The organism is Streptomyces sp. ISL-12, from assembly GCF_018614415.1.
Lineage (GTDB): Bacteria > Actinomycetota > Actinomycetes > Streptomycetales > Streptomycetaceae > Streptomyces.
In genome coordinates this window covers 15,523-31,626 of sequence record NZ_JAGGOO010000152.1, presented here as the reverse complement: position 1 = coordinate 31,626, position 16,104 = coordinate 15,523, and the positions used below count along the sequence as shown (strand labels likewise).

Here is a 16,104-nt window from a genome sequence, read left to right as displayed (position 1 = left end):
CCTTGCAGCCGCACGCACCAGACCCCGCTCACCGGCATGGACAAGTTCCGCCGGTGTCCTGCGTCCTGATCCAAACGACAGGCCCTAGGCCCCCTGCTCTCCGGGGCCAACGGCGGCGACGTCCCCCCAAGTCGCTGGACCGGTCCGTCGGTTGTCGGTGACCTGACTGACCAGGAGGTGGCGGACGCCGTCGAGGTCCTCGGCGGTGCCGGCGTCCTGGTGCACAACACCGGCGTCATGGACTCCTTGCCGTCGCTGGGTGAGAGCCGGGATGTGCAGCGGGAGCGCGCCGTCCGGGTCAAGAGGTCCGGGGTGGGGGCGGGTTGGGTACGTGCCCGTGGCCGGCGTGCAGTTCCAGTTGTCCGGCTCGGAAGTGTGCACGGAAGTGGTGGTCGTGTGAGACCGCGACGACTGCTCCTGGGTACGCCGCGAGCGCCGCCTGGAGGTCCTCGATCAGGTCGGGTGCGATGTGGTTGGTCGGCTCGTCGAGGACGAGGAGGTCTGCGGGCCGGGTCACCAGGGTCGCGATCTGCAGCCGCCGTTGCTGTCCCACGGACAGGGCGGTGACCGGGACGTGCAGGTCCTGTTCGCGGAACAGGCCCAGGGACAGGAGCTGTTCGGCGTACTCGTCCGGCAGCCCGGGCCGTCCGGCGGCGAACGCGGCGAGCAGCGGCAGCGGCGTGGCGTGCACGGGCAGTTCCTGGGCGAGGTAGCCGGTCCGGGCAGGGCGGTGCGCCGTGCCCGCGTCCGGCTGCAGGTCGCCCGCCAGGACGCGGAGCAGCGTCGACTTGCCCGCGCCGTTCTCACCCGTGACAAGGAGGCGCCCTCCGGGCTTGATCGTCAGAAGTCCGTCCAGGCGCAGACGTTGTCCGACCCGTACGTTGTCGAGCTCGGCGAGTGTGCCCTGGGCGGGGCCGCCGGCTGCCGACGGCAGCGCCGTCGTGAACCTCAGCGGTACCGGCGGCTGCGCCACCGGGTTGCGCCGCAGCCGGTCCAGGCGCTCCCGCACCGAGCGCACCTGCCCGCCGAGCTTCGCCTCGCTGGAGCGGCGGTGCTTGCCGAAGCCCTGCTTCGGGTCGCGGCCGGTGACGGCGAGCCGCCTGCCGGCGGCTTCCAGCAGCTCTTCCGTGCGAGCCACCTCTTCGGCCCAGTCCGCGTACCGCTGCTGCGCCGCGCGCCGGACGGCGGCCTTCGCGGCGCGGTAGCCGGCCCATCCGTCGCCGTACCGGCGCACCGTGCGCTCGTCCCGGTCGACCTCGAGGATCGTGGTGGCGATGCGTTCGAGGAAGCCGCGGTCATGGGTGACCGCGATGACGGTGCCGCGGTGTGCGCGCAGGTGTTCCTCCAGCCAGCGCACGGCGGTGGCGTCGAGGTGGTTGGTCGGTTCGTCCAGGAGCAGCAGTTCGGGGGCGGCGGCCAGGGTGCAGGCGAGCGCGAGGCGCGCCTGCTCGCCGCCGGACAGTGAGCCGAGCGGGCGTTCCCGGGTGATCCGGGCCAGTCCGAGTCCGTGCATGGCGGCATCCACCCGGGCGTCCGCCTGGTATCCGCCGCGTTCTTCGTACGCGGTCAGCAGCTCGCCGTACGCGGCGAGCTCTTCGTCCGTCGCGTCGGCGAGGGACTCCTCTGCCGCACGGAGTCTTCGCTCCATGTCGCGCAGTTCGGTCAGGGCAAGGTCGACGGCGTCCTGCACGGTGCGGTCCGGATCGAGGCCGGGGGTCTGGGCGAGGTGGCCGGTTCCGCCGGGAAAGCGGACGGTGACCTCGCCGGCGTCCGGCCTCTCGGCCGCGGCGAGCAGCCGCAGCAGGGTGGATTTGCCTGAGCCGTTGTCACCGACGACGGCGGCCTTCTCGCCCGGCCGGACGGTGAAGGAGACCTGGTCGAGGACGGTCCGGGTGCCGTACGACTTGGTGACGGACCTGACCGACAGCTGCGCCACATCGGGGGCGGTGGTGGACAGGGCGGTGTGAGCGCGGTCGCGCATAGGGCTTTCCCTGGGCATGCGTGGGGGCTGGGGGCAGCAGAGACGGCGGCTGGGGCCGTGCCCGGGCTCAGACGAAGAAGAGGAAAGCCATGACCCCACCATAACAAGACGAAGCGTCTCGTCTCAAGGGGTGCGGGCTGCGGAGTCCGTGCTGACCTGGCGCGGCATCGACCCGTACGGCACCTTCCGCCTGTGCCTGGAGCGCGGCGGCCCACGGCTCACCCGGGGAGGGTGAGACGTGGGCCGCCGCTCGTCGGTGCTGTGCGCTCGGCCGGGCCGCATCGGCGGAATCCCGCGGGCGGGGCACGGCAGGGGGCCCGGTTGGTTCCGGAGCCAGCCGGGTTTGTCGGTGTGGTGGTTCGCGGGTGGCGGTGGTGGCAGCGCGTGCGCGGTGGCATCAGGTGATCCGGGCCGGTCAGATGCACCGCTACTACCTGCGCGAGACCGTTGCCGGCGACGGCCGCCGCCCGGCCCGTACGCCACTGCGTGAGGCCCAGGAGCAAGCCGGTGTCCCGGCCGGGCGTTGGATGGGCCGCGGCCTGGCCGTCCTCGGACTCGCGCCGGGTGAGGAGGCCACCGAGAGCCAGCTGCGGAACCTCTTCGGCGAGCGGGACCGGCACCCGTACGCGGACCGGACCGAGGTCGACCTGCTCGGAGCCGCGGGGGCTGACCGCCATCACGGTGTCCCAGTCCTCGGCCGTGGTCTCCGTGACGGGCTTGTTCTCGGTGTGCCCGGCGTTGTTCAGTACGCGGTGAGTCCGCCGTCGACCACCAGCTCCGAGCCAGTGACGAACGAGGAGTCATCACAGGCCAGGAAGAGGATCGCGGGTGCGATCTCGTCGGCGCGGCCTGCTCGGCGCATGGGGGTGCGTTGGATGTCCGGCTGCTGGTCGCCCTGATCGTCCAGGAGTTCCTGGATCATCGGCGTGGCGATCACCCCGGGATGCACCGAGTTGATCCGTACTCCCTGCCGGGCGTACTCGACCGCGGCGGTCTTGCTCAACAGGCGCACGGCCCCCTTGGACGCTTGGTAGGCCGCAGCCGCACCGCTTCCTACCAGGCCGAGTACTGACGACGTATTGATCACCGACGCGTTGCCGCTCGCACGCAGGAGCGGCAACGCCGCCTTCATGCCGAGCCATGTGCCTTTCTGGTTCACGTCTATGACGCGGTCCCAAGCCTCTTCCCGCGTGTCCTCGATACCTGGCCAGTCCAGGATGCCGGCGAGGTTCACGAGTACGTCCAGCGTTCCGAACCGGTCGCGTACGAGGGTGATCACTTCCTCCCATTCCCGTGCGGAGGAGACATCGAGGCGAGCAGTGACGACCTCCGCGCCGCCTGCCCCGAGCCGGCGGGACAGCTCCCGCAAAGGGCCTTCGGCGATATCGGTGATCACTAGCCGGGCGCCCTCGCGGGCGAAGAGTTCCGCGGTCGCTGTGCCGAGGCCGCCGGTCGCGCCCGTGATCAGCGCGACCTTGCCGTCAAGTCGTTTCCCTGTCATGGATGTGATCCTTGATTCTCGTTTGCTGGCTGGCTGGCTGGCTGGCTGGCTGACTGACTGACGGGCTGACTGCTGCGCGGGACTGCTTGGTCCGCCGGCGGCGGATTCGCCCCGGTGCCCAGGGCGGCCGTGGCCCGGCCTTCTCTACGACGGCCTCTGCTCCCGGTAGAGCACGAGGTGCTCGTGATAGAGCACTCCGTCCCGGATGTCGCCCGTGGCGGTGAACCCGGTGTCGTCCACATAGTCCAAGTGGCTGCCGGTCACCGTGTACCGGCCGGTGTACGCGCTGCGCCGCGCGCCGCGGGCTTCGTCGTAGCGGCCGTCCGGCAGCAACTCCTGACGGATGTGACCATCCGCGGTCACCCACATCCCGACGACGTCGACGTGGTCGCCCTCAACGGTTCCTGCCATGTCAGGCTCCTCTCCTCGCATGGTGCGGTCCTTCCCGCTCCACCGAGTCTCGGCAGGTCAGCGGCAGTCGACCAGGACGCGTGCTGCCTGGGTGCGGCACACCCTGGCAGCGCACCGAGCCACCGCCTAGCCTGAACGCATGGACGACAACCACCTGGGGGACTTCCTGCGCGCACGCCGCGCCGGCCTGCGGCCGGAGGACGTCGGCATGGCGAGCTACGGGGCCCGCAGAGTCGCCGGACTGCGCCGCGAAGAGGTTGCCGTCCTGGCCGGAGTGAACGCCGATTACTACACCCGCCTGGAACAAGGCCGCGAACGCAGCCCTTCACCCCAGGTGGTCGACGCGCTCAGCCGCGCACTGCGCCTCGACGCGGACGCACGCGCGCACGTGTACCGGCTGGCCGGGGCCACGCCGACCGACCAGCCCTCGGTCCAGGCCGCCGAGCGGGTCAGCCCTTCGCTGCGACAGCTGATGGACGGCTGCCCGAACACTCCAGCGTTCGTCATGAGCCGGACCCTGGACCTTCTCGCCGTCAACGCCCTGGCCGATGCCCTCTACGCCCCGTTCGAGCCGGCGGACAACCTGGCCCGCATGACCTTCCTCGACCCCGCGGGCCGCAACTTCTACACGGACTGGGACCGGGCAGCACAGGCCACCGTTGCCAACCTTCGCGAGGCGACCGGATTCGCCCCGGACAACCCACGGCTGCGCGAACTGGTCCGCACCCTCACGGAGCACAGCGTGGACTTCACCCGCCTCTGGAACGCCCACACCGTGCGCGGCAAGACCCGGGACGCCAAACACTTCCTCCACCCGGACGTCGGCCCCCTCACCCTCACTTACCAGGCTTTCGACGTACGCGACGCCCCCGGCCAGCAGCTCGTCATCTACCACGCCGAACCAGGCAGCTCCAGTGCCCAGTCCCTCAACCTGCTCGGTTCCCTCCACGCCACCCGGCGCCGGCCCGACCCCCGGTCCCACCCCTGATCAGCCGACGGAACATGGGGACAGGTCGGCAACAGTGCCCGGTCGGCTGGTGGGCCGACTTCACGCTCACCCGCAGTCGCCGCGCGACCTCCGACGGCTTGACCTTCTGCTCGAACAGCCCGGCCGCCTGCGTCCGCACAGTCTCCCGACGCTCGCGTCCCGCAGCCGTCAGCCCGCTCCCGTCCGCATATCTCACAGAGCACGTGCTACGGCCCATCACCCCAGAATCACCAGGGACTTCGCCGAAGGTCACCCTGACGAGCCGAAGTGAGCATGCGCCGCCAGCACGTCGAAGCACCGGTCCCTGCGCGCCGAAGCCGACCCACGCGACCCCGGACCGTCCACCTGGTCGCCGCGTCGGAGACGGACGAGGAGTTCCGTCGGCTGGGGGCGCGGCACGAGACGCGGCCTGCCCGTGACGAACCCAAGCGCTTCGCGCACCGGTCGTCGGCAGCCTCGCCCTACGAAGGCAGGCGCTTACCGGCGGCGGCGCCGAGCAGCAGGCGATCATCGTGTACCAGGCGACGGCCGGAAGCCCGTCCGAAGCGCCTCCGGCGCGTCCTGCGCGACGCGCCGGACGTCTGCCGTCGGCCAGGCAGTCCCGACCGTCGTTCAGACTGCGGCCTGCTCTTTCATCTGCCGTGCCACCGTGCTCACTTGCGACCGTGGCTGCGCGGCTCTCTCGACCACAGTAGCCGTCGCGGTGGTTGACACGTTCCTCGCTGACCTGCCCGTACTCAGGCGTTGCACAGAGCGTCGGCCTCCGCCGGCACGAACGCGTCGGTATCCGCCTTGACCGGCAGCGCGTCCGCGACACGACGTGCGGAGGTTCGCGCTGTCCAGCCTGCGAGATCCGCAGCCCCGTCGTCATCCTCGATGTGTATAGTCCCGCCCCATGGAATCCGGTGTCGAGCTGATCACGCGCGCACACGTCGACCTGGTGAGGGTCGCCGCCGCGCTGTGTAGCTGACCCCACGCGGCCCACCCGCGAACCCCCACGCGGCCCACCCGCGAACCCCCACGCGGCCCACCCGCGAACCCCCACGCGGCCCACCCGCGAACCCCCACGCGGCCCACCCGCGAACTCCGCGCCGCCCCTCCGCGAACCCCGCGCAGGCTCGCGACGATCTTCCCGCCTTCGTCCGGCCGTCCGCCGCCGGATCCGTGGTTCAACGTCGCGGCAGCGCTGCCACCCGTTTCGGCCCCGGCTCCGCGCGCACCGCGCCGACCGGACGCCGGAGGGTCCCCTCTCGTTCCCCACCGCACCTTCCTCTGGAGACGCCATGACCGTGCGCCTGCACTGGTTCCTGCCCACCACCGGCGACGACCGCGACGTCGTCGGCGTGAGGGCCCGTGACAGTCTCCGGTCACGGGCCACCCTCCGCCCGCCGACCCTCGACTACCTCGCCCAGGTGGCCCGCGCCACCGAGTCCGCCGGGTTCGAGGCAGTACTCACTCCGACCGGCAGCGACTGCGAGGACGCCTGGCTGACCACGGCCGCGCTCATCCCGCAGACCACCCGCCTGAAGTTCCTCGTCGCCTTCCGCCCCGGCGCCATCACCCCGCCGCTCGCCGCGCAGATGGCCGCCACCTACCAGCGGCTGTCCGGTGGGCGGCTGCTGCTCAACACCGTCACCGGCTCCGACGCCGACGAACAGCGTGCCTACGGCGACTTCCTCGCCCACGACGACCGCTACGCCCGCACCGCGGAGTTCCTGCACCTGCTGCACACCGCCTGGAACGGGGAGCCGTACGACTTCGACGGCGTCCACTACCGGGTCGCGGGCGGACATCTGCGCAGGCCCCCGCTGCCCCGGCCGCCGGTGTTCTTCGGCGGCTCCTCCCAGGCCGCCCTGCCGGTCGCCGCCCGTTACGCCGACACCTACCTCACCTGGGGCGAACCGCCGGCCGCCGTCGCCGCGAAGCTCGCCCGGGTACGCGAACTGGCCGCCGAGCACGACCGGAAACTGTCGTACGGCATCCGGCTGCATGTCATCAGCCGGGACACCGCGGCCGAGGCGTGGGCGGAGGCCGGCCGCATTCTCGCCGCCCTCGACCCGGCCGCGATCCGCGCCGCCCACGAACGGTTCAGCCGGTCGGAGTCGGCCGGGCAGCGGGCCATGGCCGCGCTGAGCGGCGGACGCACCGACCGGCTGGAGATCCACCCCAACCTGTGGGCCGGGTTCGGCCCGGTGCCGGGACCGCGCTGGTCGGCACTCATGAGCAGGTCGCCGAACGCATCGAGGAGTACGCCGCCCTCGGCATCGAGCACTTCATCCTCTCCGGGCAGCCGCACCTGGAGGAGGCGATCCGGTTCGGGGAGTGCGTGAGCCCGCTGCTCAACCGCGAACCTGCCCCTGCCCCCGCCACCGTCTGAGCCCCCCTCAACCCCGCTACGTCCGCACTCGTCAACCCAAGGACCTTGCCATGACCAGCACCCTCGACAGGCGGTCAGCCCTGCGCTTGTTCGGCGCCACGGGACTCGGCCTCGGCCTCGCCGCCTGCGCCGGACCGGGCGGCGGCTCCGGCACCACCGCGGGCAGTGCCTCGCCCTCCGGCGTCACCACCTCCGGGGCCGTCGAGGGCGCCGTCTCCTTCGCCCACTGGCGGGCCGAGGACAAGGCCGTGCTCGCCGGTCTGATCAAGAAGTTCGCCAAGGCCCACCCCGACGCGGGCGTCGAGCAGGACATCTCCCCGTCCGCCGATTACCAGTCCACCGCCCTGCGCCGTATCACGGGAGCCAAGAGCGGGGACGTCTTCACCGCGTTCCGGGGTGCGCAGTTCGAGCAGATCGTCAAGGCGGGTGTGTACGCGCCGCTGACCGGCACCGGCGTCGTCGACCGCTACCAGCGCGACCTGATAGGCCCCGGCGCCACCGGCGGTACGCAGTACGGCCTGCCCTACCAGCTCGTCTTCAACATGCCGCTGGCCAACACCGACGCCCTGGACAAGGCCGGACACACCAGCGCGCCCTCGGACTGGGACGGCTTCCTCCAGCTCCTGGACGACCTGAAGGCCAAGGGCTACACCCCGCTCGCCTGGCCCGGCGGCGACAGCGCCAACGCCGGCCAGCTGCTCAACGCGATGGTGATGAACAACGCGCCCTCCGACGACATGTTCACCAGGATCGAGTCCGGTGAGTACAAGGTCACCGACGACTGGTTCCTGACCACCCTGGAGCAGTACGCCGCCCTGCGGCCCTACTTCCAGGACCGCGCCACCGGCTCCAGCACCGATGCCGTCACCCAGCTCTTCGCCCAGGGCAAGGCCGGTCTGCTGGCCACCGGGTCCTTCCAGATGGCCGGGGTGCGCGCGCTCGGCACCGAGTTCCCCTTCGATCTGCTCGCGCCCATCACCACCACGGCCGCAAAGGCCAAGTACCAGGGTGTCTTCAACACCACCTTCATCCTGGGCGTCAACAGCGCCTCCACCGTCCAGCCCGTCGCCTACGCCTTCCTGGAGTTCCTCAGCGACCCCGAGAACGCCGGCACCTACGCCAACGGCACCGGCCAGCACGTCACCGTCGAGGGCGTGGAGTACGCCAACGACGACCTCAAGGCCGTCGCTCCCTGGCTGACCCGCGAGACGCTGCTCGCGCCCCGCTTCCAGTTCCTGAACCTCGACATTCGCACCGCCGTCGAGAACGCCACCGTGGCCGTGGCCGGCGGAACGGAGCCGGAGCAGGCGGCCGAGGAGGCCCAGCGTGTCATCGACCAGAAGCGGTCGTAGGCGGCGCACGGCGCGGGCACTGTGGCTCTTCCCGGTGCCCGCCCTCGCCCTCTACCTGTTCTTCTTCGCCTACCCGACCGTGCAGGCCGTCCAGTACGCGCTCACCGACTGGGACGGCTACAGCGCCACTTACCACACCGTCGGCCTGCGCAACTTCACCGAACTGGCCACCGGCGACGACACCTTCCGCACGGCCGCCGCCAACAACCTCAAGCTCACCGTCACCGTCGTCCTCGCCCAGACGGCCCTGGCCCTGATGCTGGCCCTCTGGCTGGTCCGCACCACCCGGGCGTCCACCCTGCTGCGGGCCGTGTTCTTCCTGCCCACGGTCCTGTCGTCGGTGTCGGTCGCCTTCGTGTGGCGGTTCGTCTACGACCCGGACGGCGGCCTGCTCAACGCCGCCCTGCGCGCCGTCGGCCTGGACGGCGCGCAGTCGGTGTACCTCGGTGACCCGGACACGGCCGTGTTCTGGCTGGCCCTGACCCAGGTGTGGTTCCACGCCGGGCAGATGATGGTCGTCTTCATCGCCGGGCTCCAGGCGATCCCGCCGGAACTGTACGAGGCGGCCGAACTCGACGGCGCGGGGCGCCTGGCCCGCTTCCGGTACGTCACCTGGCCGCTGGTCGCCCCGGCCACCGGCATCGTGGTCGCCTACACCACCGTGCAGTCCTTCAAGGCGCTCGACCTGGTGCTGGGCCTGGGCGGCAATCCGCCGGGCCCCGCCCTGGACATCCTGTCCACCCGGATCTACACGACCTTCTCCAACAACCAGTTCGGCTACGCCGCCGCCCAGTCACTGGTGTTCATGGCACTGATCGCGCTGCTCACCTGGGTGCAGCGACGGGCGACGCGAGGAGCGACCCGATGACCCGGACCCTGCGCCCGGCGGCCCTCCTCGCGGGCGCCGCCGTCGTCGTACTGCCCCTGCTCGTGGTGGCGTTCGGCACCTTCAAGACGCTGCCGCAGCTCTTCGACGCGCCCCTCGCGCCGCCCACGTCACCCACCCTCGACAACTACCGCCGGGCGGTGGCGGAGGGCGGCCTGGACGGGGCGGCGCTCAACAGCGTCGTCGTCACGCTGTGCGCGGTGACCCTGACCCTGGCCGTGGCGAGCCTGGCCGCGTTCTTCTGCGCCCGGGTGCCCGGCCGGGTCGGCTGGATCGTCTTCGGCGTCCTGGTGGCGGGGCTCGCGGTGCCCGCGCAGGCGGCGATCGTCCCGCAGTACGTCCTCTTCGACCGCCTCGGCCTCACCGACAGTCTCCTCGGCCTGGTCCTCGTGGACACCGTGACGACGCTGCCGACCGCCGTGTTCATCCTCGGCAGCTTCCTGCGCACCGTCCCAGGGGAACTGTACGAGGCGGCCGAACTGGACGGCGCCTCACCGCTGCGCGCCTTCGTCCGCGTCGCCCTGCCACTGTCCAGGCCCGCCCTCGCCACCACCGGCATCTTCCTGTTCGTGATGGACTGGAACGACCTCCTCTACCCCCTGTTGTTCATCCGCTCTCAGGACCACCGCACCCTGCCGCTGGCCCTGCTGGACTTCCAGGGTGAGTTCCTGACCCAGTACCCGCTGCTGTTCGCCGGTGTCGTCATCGCCTCGGCCCCGGTGGTCGTGGTGTACGTCCTGCTGCAGCGCCACTTCGTGACCGGGCTGACGACGGGGGCGGTGCGGGGGTAGAGGGAGCAGGGGTGGGGTGGTTTCGGTGCGGGTCGTGCCGTGCCCGCTCACGCCGGCAGCGGTGCCGGCCGGTCGGCGTGCGTGCGCGGCGGCGAGGACATCATGTGAGCTTCAAGTGGCAGAGGTGCCAGAGGTGTAACGCACCACACACGGACGGTTGACCCGTCGGGCCGACTGGCTCGACCAGAACGGCCCGCTGCCCGGCGTCGAGGGCACCGTCTTGCGCCTGGTCGCGGAGAAGCTGCCCAGCGGCGGAGTCAACAAGTCGGTCCAGCTGTGGTGGTCGCGCACCGGCGCCACCGAAGCGCACCTCGACCGCTGCTGGCAGTCCTTCCTCCGCCGCTTCGACATCGAGCACACATTCCGCCTGTTCAGGCAGACCCTTGGCTGGACCAAGCCCCGGCTCCGTAGCTTGAAGCGGCCGACCGGCGGACCTGGCTGGTGATCGCCGCCCGTGCCCTGCTCCGGCACAGCAGCCGGCCCCTCGCCGTGCTGCACGTCGACTACACCGAGCGCGGCCACACCCCCTCGGGCACCCGCCGCAGCCCGGCAGCGACACGGGTGACCGTCCTCGGTACCAACGGCCTGGTCATCACCGACCCGCTGCTGGGCCTGGTCTCCGCCCGCGCCAAAGTCGTACCCGACGGCGCCACGACCTGGACAATCTGACGGCCGGGCTGGGCTCGCAGGGCGCCACCTGGCCACTGCCATCCGACAGGCACGTTCACGAGACGGCCCTGCTGACCGCGGCGTGGCGCGGCGAGGTCACCCCGGACGGCGAGCGGCCGGTGGCCGTCGCCCCCCCGGGCGGGCCGACCGGATGCTCTACCTCCTCAACCAGATCGCCGACCCCGAGTAGGCGCCGGCCATGCCGATCGGAGCCGCCTCGTGATACCGGCGTCCGTCCCGTGCAGCTCACCGACATCGAACGCCGCGCCCGTGCGGCCGTGACCGACCGTATCCAGCGCGCGGTCGACGACACCGTCCTGACCGTCACCCGCGATCCCGAGCACGAGGACGCGGCGATCCTGCACGTCGACTCCGGAGGCAACGTCATCGTGTGCAACCAGGCGCCGCACCTCGAAGCCGGCTACACCACGGAACTCCTGCCTAGCCCCGGCGGCTTCGGCATGTTGATACGGATCCGCCCCAGGAGCAGCGGGCCGAGGTAACGCGCACTTGTTGGCTCACACCAGGCGGCGCCCGCTGCCCGCCGCGCTTGTCCGAGGCTGTCCGAGGGTAGGAAGTGACCCATGAGCCGGATAAGGGGGGATCGTGCTCGAGCTGCAACAGGGTGAGCTGCACAGCGCGTTCGGTGATCCGGTGCTCGGTTCGATCAGTTTTCTCAACGAGATCATGAGCCGGTACCCCAACGCGATCTCGTTCGCGCCCGGCGCCCCGCATCTCGCCTTCCTCGATGATCTCGACGTGGCCCGCCACGTCGACACATGGATCGCCCACCAGGTCGCTCACCGCGCGCTGAGCCGGGATCAGGCCCGGCGCCTGCTGTACGAGTACGGACCCAGTCGGGGGCTGATCAATGAACTCGTGGCAGACGCGCTCCGCCGCGATCACGGAATCGACGCCGGGCCGGAGGCCGTGGTCGTCACGGTGGGCGCGCAGGAGGCGATGCTGCTCACGTTGCATGCTCTGTGCGCCCGGCCGGGGGACCGGCTGGCCGTCGTCGACCCGTGCTTCGTCGGCATGCGCGGCGCCGCCCGGTTGCTGAACGTCGACGTGGTCTCCGTGGACGAGACCGAGGACGGCGTCGACATCGACGCGCTGCGGGAACAGTGCCGCGCCGCGCGGTCCCAGGGCGAGCGGATACGGGCCGTCTACCTCTCCCCGGACTACTCCAATCCGTCGGGAAGCCTGACGAGTCTCGCCGCCCGCCGGCGCCTGCTGGCCCTGGCCGAACAGGAGGACCTGCTGCTGCTGGAGGACGGGGCCTACGGCTTCACCGCACCGCCGGGGGAGGAGATTCCGCCGCTCAAGGCACTGGACACTGAGGGCCGGGTGGTACATCTGGGAACCTTCGCCAAGGTGTGTCTGCCGGGCGCCCGGGTCGGCTACGTGGTCGCGGACCAGGTGATCCGCACCGGCGACGGCGGTCGACGGCTGCTCGCGGACGAACTGGCGGTGAGCAAGAGCATGGTGACCGTCAACACCTCGCCGATCTGCCAGGCTGTGGTGGGCGGCATGCTCCTGGAACACGGCGGATCGCTGAAGGCCCTCGCGCAGCGCAAGTCCGAGCTGTACCGCCGCAACCTCGCGCTGCTGCTGGACGCGCTCGACCGGCATCTCTCGCCCGGCGCCGGGCTGCCGCCGGGAGTGAGCTGGTCGCGTCCGGCCGGGGGTTTCTTCGTGCGGATGCGGCTTCCGGTGCCGGCCGACGCCGCCCTGCTGGAGATCTCCGCGTCGGAGCACGGCATCCTGTGGACGCCGATGTCGCAGTTCTACGCGAGTGGCAGGGGCGACAACGAGTTGCGGTTGTCGTGCAGTTACCTGGAGCCGGACCGGATCGAGGAAGGGGTGGCCCGGCTCGCCGGGTTCCTCAGGAAGGAGGCCGCCTCCGGGCGGCCGAGCGGGACCAGGCCCGGTCCACCTTGCCGATGACGTCCTCGCCGTACAGCCTGCACGCCTGGGTGAAGGCGAACTCGGCCATATAGACGCGGAACTGGTCCGCCGGCTCTTCAGCGAGGGCGAGCATCGCACGGTTGGCGACCACGGCGGGGTTGTCCAGTTCCCGCACGGCGGCCTCGACGGCGTCGTCCATGGCGTCCACGGCCACCACGTCGTCGCAGACGAGGTCCGACTCCGGGTCGGTCGCCCGGATCTTCCTGCCGGAGAGGATGACCCGGCGGGCCAGCCGGGAACCGGTCATCCGGCCGAGCCGCAGGTTGCCCGCACCGGGCACGATGCCCTCCTGAGCGGCCGGGAGGCTGAAGTAGGCGTTGTCGGCGGCGATGACCCGGTCGAAGACCAGCAGCAGTTGCATGCCGCCGCCGATGGCGAACGAGTCGACCGCCGCCACCCACGGCTTCTGCACGGACGGCACCTCGAAGGTGGCTTCGGCGGGCGGAAGCAGCAGACCACGGAGAATCTTGCTCAGGTAGGTCAGTTCCCTGCGCACCAGGAACTCGATGAACGAGATCCGGCCGTCGCGCAGGTCCGACAGATTGATCCCGGCACTGAAGACGCGCCGACCGGCGTAACGGGGGTGGGTCATCACATCGCCCCGGAGGACGCCCACGTGGGTCCGATCGTCGAGGAGGACCAGGTCGACGGCCGTCTCCATCGCGTCGATCAGCGCGTTGTCCTCGGCGTTGAGACAGTGCGGGTTGCGCACGGTGAGATGTCCGGCCGCGGCGCGGCGTTCCAGCAGGACCGGTCCCAGATCGACCCGTCCGTCACGGCGGTAGCGGTCGACGAGGGCGAGCGCGCGGGGCGAGGCCATCAGCATGGTGTCCGTCAGATGCGCCCCGGCCGTCGGGGAGCGGAGGATGCCGCGGAGGAAGATCCCCTGGTCGATCTCCCTGCCTTCCTTGTGGGCCTGGACTCGGGCGCCCTCCTCGTCCATCTGCCTCCGGTCGGGCACCAGGCCGGGGAAGCGCTCGGCGGCGGCGAACACCAGCTCCGTCAGCCGGAGCCGACGTGCGCGGCCGTCCGTCAAGACGTCGTAGACCGCGTCCGCGTGACGGCGCATGAACTGCTCGCGGGTCTGCCGGCAGGAGCCGAACACGGTCGCCGCCAGGTCCCGCTGCCCGGCGTCACGGTCCACCGGGGCCGGCAGGCGCGCCAGGATCCGTTCACCACGCTCCGCCTCCTCCGCCAGCACCGAGGCGTCCTTGTCGAGGATGCCGACCAGCGGGGGCGCTGCGGGCGGGGGGACGGCTCCGGCGGCCGTTCCGTCGGGTGTCATGACCATGTGGCGGACTCCTCGTCGCGGGCCAGTCGGCGCAACTCGCGGTCACAGGCCGCCAGATGCGAGCCGATGGCCTCTTCGTAGGGGGTGGCGGAGGCCTCCAGGATCAGGCTGCGCCGTATCGCGACCTCGGCCCCGCTGAGACGGCCGAGCATCACGACGGCCGCGCGCAGCGCCTCCTCCAGGTCGTGCCCGATCTCGTTCACCAGGCCGAGGGACACGGCCTGATCCGCGGTGATCTCATGTCCCCACAGCACCAGCCGGCGGGCCTGGGCGGCTCCCAGCTGGCCGACCAGCCGGTGAACCGCCATGCCTGGCCAGAAGTGTTCGTTGTTGACCGGCAGCAGCAACCGGAAGTCGGGCGAGGCGATCCGGAAGTCGGTGGTGAGCAGCAGATCCAAAGCGGGACCGCCGCACACTCCCTCCGGCACCGCGACCGTCACCGCCGCCAGCCGTTCGACCCTGCGGACCGCGCGCTCCCACCGGTTCACCTCCCCGATGCGCACCCGGCCCGGCCAGGAACGGTCGGGCCGGGCGGACCGCAGGCGCAGGACGACCACGTTGCGACCGCCGTCTTCCTCCGCCCGGGCGCACACCGAGGTCACCGCCGCCGTCAACTCATCGAGAGGGCGGGTTCCGTCGACCGTCAGAATCAAGCCGAGCCCGTCGATGAACTCGGCGACGTCCCGGGCGACATGCTCGTTCATGCTTCCCCAATCCCGCGCGCCCGTGCTCGCCGCGGCACGGGGCCGCGGCGGCGGTGCGCGTCTCACCAGCGCAGCAGTGCGGTCTCGATCGTCGAGCCGGGGCCCATGGTCATCATCACGCCGTGGTCACCGGGCCGAACTGTTCCTTCCTCCCACAGCTGCCGGAAGGAGAACAGGAAAGCGCCGCTGGAGAGGTTTCCGTAGTCCCTCAACACCGACAGGGTGTGGCGCATGTCGTGGCGGGTGAGGCCGAGGTTCACGCGGACCGCGTCGATGACCTTCTTGCCGCCCGAATGGATCACCCAGTGCGCGATGTCCGAGCGGTGCAGGCCGACGTCGCCGAGCAGCCGGCTGACCGTTTCCTCCACGTGCGCCCCGACCACGTACGGTATCTCTGGGTCGAGGAAGAAGGAGAACCGTCCCTGGTCCTCGTCCCAGTCGTAGCGCATCGCCTCGATCGCGTCGGGGATGATGCGGCTCGCGTAGCCGAGCACTGCGGGGCCTTCGCCGGAGTACGACGGCTCCGAGCCGGCGCTCGCTGCGGGCCCCGGCCCAGCCTCCGCGACCACTGCGGCGGCTGCCGCGCCGTCCCCGAAGAGGCTGTTGACGACGGAGGTGCGCATGGTGCCGTCGAAGACGTACGCGGCCGAACAGACCTCGATGCTCACCATGAGGGCCAGCCGTCCGGGGTGCGTGCTCGCCCAGCCGGTCACCGCGGCGAGCGCGTTGAGCCCGGCGTTGCAGCCCATGCCGACCACATCGAGCCGGCCGCACGAGGGCCGCAGTCCGAGGTCCCTGATCAGCAGCGCGCTGAATCCGGGTGTGAGGAGCCCGGTCGACGAGACGCAGCACAGGAACGCCACCTCGTCAGGGTCCGCGTCGAGCCGTTTCAGACACGCCTCGATCGCCTCGCGGCCGATGACGAGCCCGCTGGAGGAGTGCTTGCGGAGCAGATCACCCTGCGTCTCCGTCCGCGGAGTGCCGTCCGGGTCGCGGGGCGGCAGGGTGAGGTGGCGGCGCTCGATCGCGCTGTTCAGGAAGACGGACCGGATCCTCGGATCGGTGATCCCGAAGACCGAGAGCAGCTCCTCCTGCGTGTACGAGGCCGGCGGCACGGCGGTTCCCACCGATACGATCCGTGGGAGGGAGCCGCTGGTCCGGGTCATGGTCCGCTCCTCTCCTCGA

General features: G+C 71.1%; 15 protein-coding genes and 2 pseudogenes. 10 read left to right on the top strand and 7 right to left on the bottom strand.

Features of this window, described 5'->3' with window-relative positions; genetic code table 11:
• Positions 1-298: 298 nt before the first annotated feature.
• The 4 genes and pseudogenes from abc-f to J7I94_RS33965 form a co-directional block, all read right to left on the bottom strand.
• A complete protein-coding gene (abc-f, locus tag J7I94_RS33975) occupies positions 299-1,981 on the bottom strand; it encodes a ribosomal protection-like ABC-F family protein (RefSeq protein ID WP_215173529.1) in 1,683 nt (560 codons plus the stop codon).
• Between the two features lie 653 nt (positions 1,982-2,634).
• Positions 2,635-2,730: pseudogene (locus J7I94_RS39635) on the bottom strand (short-chain dehydrogenase); the annotation flags it as partial.
• Positions 2,724-3,482, bottom strand: a complete 759-nt coding sequence (locus J7I94_RS33970; protein WP_215173527.1) for an SDR family NAD(P)-dependent oxidoreductase — start codon at positions 3,480-3,482, stop codon at positions 2,724-2,726. The gene J7I94_RS33970 and the pseudogene J7I94_RS39635, both read right to left, overlap by 7 nt.
• A gap of 144 nt (positions 3,483-3,626) precedes the next feature.
• Positions 3,627-3,893: an Atu4866 domain-containing protein gene (locus J7I94_RS33965; RefSeq protein ID WP_215173525.1), complete on the bottom strand. Its 267-nt coding sequence runs from the start codon at positions 3,891-3,893 to the stop codon at positions 3,627-3,629.
• A 139-nt stretch (positions 3,894-4,032) separates the two neighbouring features.
• Between J7I94_RS33965 and J7I94_RS33960 the strand changes: the two genes are divergently transcribed.
• From J7I94_RS33960 to J7I94_RS33925, 10 genes and pseudogenes are all read left to right on the top strand, one after another.
• Positions 4,033-4,881: a helix-turn-helix transcriptional regulator gene (locus J7I94_RS33960; RefSeq protein WP_215173523.1), complete on the top strand. Its 849-nt coding sequence runs from the start codon at positions 4,033-4,035 to the stop codon at positions 4,879-4,881.
• 895 nt (positions 4,882-5,776) lie between these two features.
• Positions 5,777-5,851, top strand: coding sequence for a putative leader peptide (locus J7I94_RS39630; RefSeq protein WP_374198476.1), 75 nt, complete (start codon positions 5,777-5,779; stop codon positions 5,849-5,851).
• Between the two features lie 313 nt (positions 5,852-6,164).
• Positions 6,165-7,258 (top strand): annotated as a pseudogene (locus J7I94_RS33955) (LLM class flavin-dependent oxidoreductase).
• A 50-nt stretch (positions 7,259-7,308) separates the two neighbouring features.
• Positions 7,309-8,610 carry an ABC transporter substrate-binding protein gene (locus tag J7I94_RS33950; protein ID WP_215173521.1) on the top strand — a complete coding sequence of 434 codons (1,302 nt, stop codon included), beginning with the start codon at positions 7,309-7,311 and terminating at the stop codon, positions 8,608-8,610.
• Entirely contained in the window at positions 8,585-9,478 is an 894-nt protein-coding gene (locus tag J7I94_RS33945) for a sugar ABC transporter permease (RefSeq protein WP_308114823.1), read from the top strand. Before J7I94_RS33950 ends, J7I94_RS33945 begins: the two co-directional genes overlap by 26 nt.
• Positions 9,475-10,287, top strand: a complete 813-nt coding sequence (locus J7I94_RS33940; protein ID WP_215173519.1) for a carbohydrate ABC transporter permease — start codon at positions 9,475-9,477, stop codon at positions 10,285-10,287. Before J7I94_RS33945 ends, J7I94_RS33940 begins: the two co-directional genes overlap by 4 nt.
• 157 nt (positions 10,288-10,444) lie before the next feature.
• A complete protein-coding gene (locus J7I94_RS33935; protein ID WP_285442769.1) occupies positions 10,445-10,732 on the top strand; it encodes a hypothetical protein in 288 nt (95 codons plus the stop codon).
• Positions 10,729-10,956 carry a hypothetical protein gene (locus J7I94_RS39625; RefSeq protein ID WP_285442768.1) on the top strand — a complete coding sequence of 76 codons (228 nt, stop codon included), beginning with the start codon at positions 10,729-10,731 and terminating at the stop codon, positions 10,954-10,956. Before J7I94_RS33935 ends, J7I94_RS39625 begins: the two co-directional genes overlap by 4 nt.
• 239 nt (positions 10,957-11,195) lie before the next feature.
• Positions 11,196-11,459, top strand: coding sequence for a hypothetical protein (locus J7I94_RS33930; protein WP_215173517.1), 264 nt, complete (start codon positions 11,196-11,198; stop codon positions 11,457-11,459).
• Between the two features lie 103 nt (positions 11,460-11,562).
• On the top strand, positions 11,563-12,903 hold the full coding sequence (locus J7I94_RS33925) for a PLP-dependent aminotransferase family protein (protein WP_308114822.1): 1,341 nt from the start codon (positions 11,563-11,565) through the stop codon (positions 12,901-12,903).
• On the opposite strand, the gene dpgC is transcribed toward J7I94_RS33925, so the two are convergent.
• The 3 genes from dpgC to dpgA form a co-directional block, all read right to left on the bottom strand.
• Complete coding sequence (dpgC, locus tag J7I94_RS33920; protein ID WP_251076150.1) at positions 12,842-14,215, bottom strand: (3,5-dihydroxyphenyl)acetyl-CoA 1,2-dioxygenase DpgC; 1,374 nt, start codon at positions 14,213-14,215, stop codon at positions 12,842-12,844. The genes J7I94_RS33925 and dpgC overlap by 62 nt on opposite strands.
• The gene (gene dpgB / locus J7I94_RS33915) at positions 14,206-14,919 is read right to left on the bottom strand and encodes an enoyl-CoA-hydratase DpgB (protein WP_215173516.1); all 714 of its coding nucleotides are present in this window, start codon (positions 14,917-14,919) and stop codon (positions 14,206-14,208) included. The genes dpgC and dpgB overlap by 10 nt, the downstream gene beginning before the upstream one ends.
• Positions 14,920-14,981: 62 nt before the next feature.
• Positions 14,982-16,085 carry a 3,5-dihydroxyphenylacetyl-CoA synthase DpgA gene (gene dpgA, locus J7I94_RS33910; protein WP_215173508.1) on the bottom strand — a complete coding sequence of 368 codons (1,104 nt, stop codon included), beginning with the start codon at positions 16,083-16,085 and terminating at the stop codon, positions 14,982-14,984.
• Positions 16,086-16,104: the final 19 nt, after the last annotated feature.